The sequence below is a fragment of the Bacteroides cellulosilyticus DSM 14838 genome, assembly GCF_000158035.1.
GTDB lineage: Bacteria > Bacteroidota > Bacteroidia > Bacteroidales > Bacteroidaceae > Bacteroides > Bacteroides cellulosilyticus.
Genome location: NZ_EQ973491.1, coordinates 1,435,424 through 1,440,645, shown reverse-complemented (window position 1 = coordinate 1,440,645; position 5,222 = coordinate 1,435,424). Strand labels below are relative to the sequence as shown.

The 5,222-nt window shown below is 37.0% G+C and carries 2 protein-coding genes and 1 pseudogene; 1 reads left to right on the top strand and 2 read right to left on the bottom strand.

The window, feature by feature from the left end; genetic code table 11:
- Positions 1-315: pseudogene (locus BACCELL_RS26920) on the bottom strand (glycoside hydrolase family 88 protein); the annotation flags it as partial.
- Between the two features lie 201 nt (positions 316-516).
- On the bottom strand, positions 517-3,330 hold the full coding sequence (locus BACCELL_RS17910) for a two-component regulator propeller domain-containing protein (protein ID WP_044154103.1): 2,814 nt from the start codon (positions 3,328-3,330) through the stop codon (positions 517-519).
- 249 nt (positions 3,331-3,579) lie between these two features.
- Between BACCELL_RS17910 and BACCELL_RS17905 the strand changes: the two genes are divergently transcribed.
- Positions 3,580-5,178 carry an alginate lyase family protein gene (locus tag BACCELL_RS17905; RefSeq protein ID WP_007213380.1) on the top strand — a complete coding sequence of 533 codons (1,599 nt, stop codon included), beginning with the start codon at positions 3,580-3,582 and terminating at the stop codon, positions 5,176-5,178.
- Positions 5,179-5,222 lie beyond the last annotated feature (44 nt).

Below are 5,222 nucleotides of genomic sequence, written 5' to 3'. Positions count from 1 at the left end.
AATCTTTTGAGTATAGTTTTCAGCTGCAACTTTCCACATATTATCCTTTGTATTCTCATATAAATACCAAAGAATACCAGGCCAGAAACCTGAAGTCCATGAACCGGGACTGGTGAAATGCCAATTAACATCATCTCCATCGATCGAGTTAGGAATACCTCCTTCTGAGCCAGAAGGAACAATGGCCAATGTACGTAAAGCCTGGGCCTCACAATAATCAATATTGGTATTTACTGAAAATTCCCGGTCGAATTGCTTACAAGCAATTCCCACTACAAATAAAGAAGCAAGCAAAAGAATGGTTTTGTGTTTCATGATATAGCACTTTTTAAATGAACAAATTGATTTCAACGACAACAAAATTAGTAAGTTGAAATTCTTTTCAGACATTCTGAGAAGTGTAATAGGTACCAACCTAAAGGCTGAAACGAGTTTCTCAATAAACAGCTATATTTCAATATTTTAATTATATAAAAAGAAAGAGTACCAAATTATTTTGGTACTCTTTTCAGGAAGTTATATTTCTAAAATGATATCTTTCTCCTTAATATACTCTGCAGGTGATTTACCCTTCAATTTCTTAAATGAACGGAAAAAAGATGTCCGGGAGCTAAATCCACACTGCTCAGAAAGAAACGCCAAAGTATATTTGGAAGCTGATTTATCCTGCACGCGGATAATAAATTCTTCCACACGATATTGGTTGATATAATCGGTAAAGTTTATATTCAAATATAAATTTAGAACCTGTGACAAATCTCCCGCATTACAGCCAATAGTATTCGCTACATCCTGCAACTTCAAATCCGGATTCAGATACATCTTATCCTTATTCATACATTCTGTTAACCTTTGTTTTATCCGTGATACTTCTTCTTCATCCACCCTGGATTTCTGATACTTCTCCTTCTGTACTCCTTCGACTTGTACTGTATTCTCACGCATATCCTCTTTCATTTTCCTATATTTACCCAGCAAAGCATAATAGCTATAGAGAAGTACCAAACATGTTAAAAAACAAAGTACCACCATCCATAAGGTGAAAGAAAGTCCCCGTACAACTTCCACCTTAACCGCCATAACTGCACCCGGATTAGACGCCGCCCGTACTTTAAAAACATAGTTGCCAACTGGAAGATTCATATAGGCTACTTGATTGCCTTTCATCAGAGTCAACCATTCCTTATCATACCCTTCCAAAAAATATTCATAGATATCCGTATTTACAACAGCATAATTCAAGGCAGAAAACGTAAATGCAATATTATTCTTATCTGCAGGCAAAGAGATCTTCTCCATAAATGAAGAAGAAAAAGGCAACAATTCATCTCCCGTCTGAAGGATTCTACCAGCAACAGCTACTGATGTAATGGCAGGAGGTAATGGAATTACCTTTCTTTCATGTTTAAGCTGAGAAGTATATTTTACTAATCCCCTTTCATTGCCCCACCAAATAGAGCCATCATCTGTAATCTGTACAGGGTTATTAAATATGTATCCGGGAATGCCATCATAAAGAGAGAAAATCTTGTGATGATTATCTTTGATATACAGTAAACCACGTTGTGTACTAAACCACAGTCCTCCATCATGCGGATCTTCAATAATACTCATGACCGAATTATTGGGAAGGAAATCATCAACTGTCAGATGCTCAAATTTAGTAAAATGCTCATCAACTTTAACAACTCCCTCTTTATCGTCACAAAACCATAGATTTTTATGATTATCCTCATAAATATACCGTATGCTTTTTGTAAACGGTTCTATATGTTCAGGAAATACATCCGACTTGAAAGTACCGGTTGACATATCATACAAAAAAACAGCTCCATTCGTTCCTATCCAGATTCTATCCTTTGAATCTGCTTTTAAAGTAAATATTGAATTTATGGCAAGAGACGAATTTCTATTATTGTAATTTACATACTGTCCGGTCAATTCATTATAGACATACACCCCATAAGAACTCCCTATCCAGTATTTGCCCTCTTTATCTCTTTCACATCCGGTAAATGAATTTTGCCTGAAGCAATCATCCGGTTTAAAGAAAGACAGTTTACCCGTCTCTGCATGCAGCAAATACATGCCACCACCATAAGTTCCTATCAAATAATCTTCTCCCAAAGGTTTAACCGACAAAATAATATCCGAACGTAATATAGAAGATTTTATAGTGTAATGTTTCACTATATTCTCTTCTTCGGAAATATAATAAAGTCCGTCACGGGTACCTATTACTTTTCGCCCTTGTTTACCAATCCAGAACGCACGCACATTCAGATTATGGGAATCAAATTTATCCTTAAAAGAATAGATGGAAAAGGTATTCCCACGCGTAGGCGTATAACTCATTCCACCCATGTAAGTACCGATATAAAGGATATTTTTATCTTTCAGTAATGAATAAACAGCATTCGAACAAATGGCATCTTCCTGTATAGAATGTTCTATTGACGTTATTTCTTGTCCGGAAGATGCTTTTATAATTTTGACACCACTTCCATTGGTTCCTACATACAATGTATCATTACCTACAGGTACCAAATCCTTAATACATCCATTACCTATTTGCGGATATATGGAGAAAACTTCCTGCCCAATATCAAACTTCAGCATGCCTTGGTTTGCCGTACCTAAATAAATAGTATTTCCCATCAAAGCCAGACAACTATAGTAATTTAATCCTCCTCTAATATTATTCTCAAACACTCGTGATCTTCCAGTTTCCATATTATAATGGATCAATCCTCCATTTGAAGCGATCCAAACACTATCATCCTCTCCATCTACAATATCCATTAGGCCATTCACAGCAGACAAGGCATTGGAGTCCAGCAGAATCTTTCTGAATACACCACTTTCATACAGAAATAATCCACGTGAACTACCAAGTAGTAATCTCCCCTTCTTACTCACAAAAACCACTTTTACAGACAAAGATTTGCCATCTAAAACAATCGGTTCAACCGTCTCTGTCTTACGATTAAACTTTATCAATCCTATATCTGTACCCACCCATAAATTTACAGAATCAGTCTCTGCTATCGAAAAAACAGTTCTCCCGGAAAATTGAGGATAAGTCGTCACATTTACCCCATCAAAACGATCCAATCCCATCTGTGTTCCTAACCATACGAAACCACGGGTATCCTTATATATAGCATTTATCGTATTATGGGATAAACCTTCAGATACAGTTACAGAACGAAAAACAGGAGACTGTTGGATTGAATACAGAGATAATGGCAACAACAACATTATCACCATAAATAAATAACGAATGACAAATGGAGCAACTCTCCCTATATAATAATATGTGTCCTTCATACATTCATAAAAATCGATCATTTTCTCCTTATTATTACTAAGAAGTCCGACAAACTTAATGATTTTTTTGATAGAATGTATAGTTTTGCTCACTAAAACTTAGTTTAATCTCATGATGCATTATACGCAGAATTGTTTTTCATAATTAAACTAAAAAGTGCGATGTCGCTTTAGGTAAATCGGCACGTAAATACGCTATATACATATTGACTTCTATCTAATATGTATTAACCTTATTATTTTAAGAATATGATGAAAAAGAAATTTATTCCGTTATTTATTCTTCTCTTTTATATGCTGAATATAAACAGCCAAGAGTTTACTCATCCGGGCTTACTCCATTCTGATTCTTCATTAAAAAGAATCCAGGAACTTGTCAGAAATGAGATCCAACCGGCTTACGGTTCATTTAACATCATGCGAGGAATGCCTGAGGGAAAAGCTGATTATTGCATAAAAGGACCTTTCGAAACTATCAGCCGTGCCGGCAGATATGGTTATACCAAAGATCCTTGTGAACGAGATTTTAATGCAGCTTACTACAATGCCATTCTTTGGATAGTCACAGGAAAAGAGCCTCATGCAGACAAAGCAATGGAGATTATCAGAGCGTATGCAAGTACCATAAAGAAAATAGAAGGTCCGGACGATCCGCTTTGTGCCGGCCTTCAAGGATTTATGCTGGTAAACGCAGCAGAAATCATGAGATATACATATACAGCAGATAAATATACTAACGGATGGGATGCAAAAGATACACCCAAAGTAGAAAGTATGTTCCGAGATGTATTCCAGCCGATACTTACTACTTTCTACAATACCAAACCTTACACCAACGGTAACTGGGGAATTGCGGTAACTAAGGCACAAATGGCATTCGGAGTATTTCTGAACGATAAGAAGTTGTATGAAGACGCTATAGAGTTTTTTCTGAAAGGCCATGATAATGGAACTCTTCCCAACTACGTAGCAGAATCCGGCCAGATACAGGAAAGTGGACGTGACCAGCAACATGCCATGTTAGGGTTAGGATGCCTCTCGGAAATTGCCGAAATAGCCTGGACACAAGGCAGAGACCTGTATAGCGCTTTGGATAATCGCCTTATGAAAGGTTATGAATACTTGGCCAAATCCAATCTGGGCTATGAAGTACCTTTCTTTACCTGGAAAGATATAACCGGAAAATATTCAAACTGGACTACGTTAGGGGAAGAAGGAATGGGACGTTTCCGCTCATTATTTGAAATAGCCTACAACCACTATGTTGAACGCAAAGGGTTAGAAATGCCATATACCCAAATTGTATTAGGCATGATACGTCCTGAAGGACCGGGATTTACTTGTGATAACCCGGGCTTCGGCAGCCTGCTGTTCTATTTGGGAAAAGACTTAAATGAAAGGAAAGTCCCCGGACAAATAAATGAGGATCTTTCCCAACTGGAAGGATGGACTTTCGCCAATTGCTCTTATAAACAGGTGGATAATCTAATGTCATTTGTATCATCCGGAGTAAATATGCAAAAGAAAAGGATTTCCTACCAGGCAGGAAACTATCCGTATATTGCTGTAAAGGCACCCAAAATTCCAACATCCGCAAATAAAGACTGGTTACAATTAAGCTATAGCGTTGCCAGTGCTCCGGAATTTTGGAAGTTAGATTCGGATAAGGCTAAAAAGATAGGAAAAGATATCTATGTATTCAAGATTACAGACTATCTGTCAAATAATGGAACGCACTTCACAGAAAGACCAACAAACATTACTCTTATTCTCAATTTTGGGAATATCGGTAATGAACCGGTAATTGTGGAATGGATTCGCTCATTTGAAAAGCTGGAAGATATTTGAGTAATATAAAGTAATCCGCGGACAAGACTAGTTCATTTCTACAG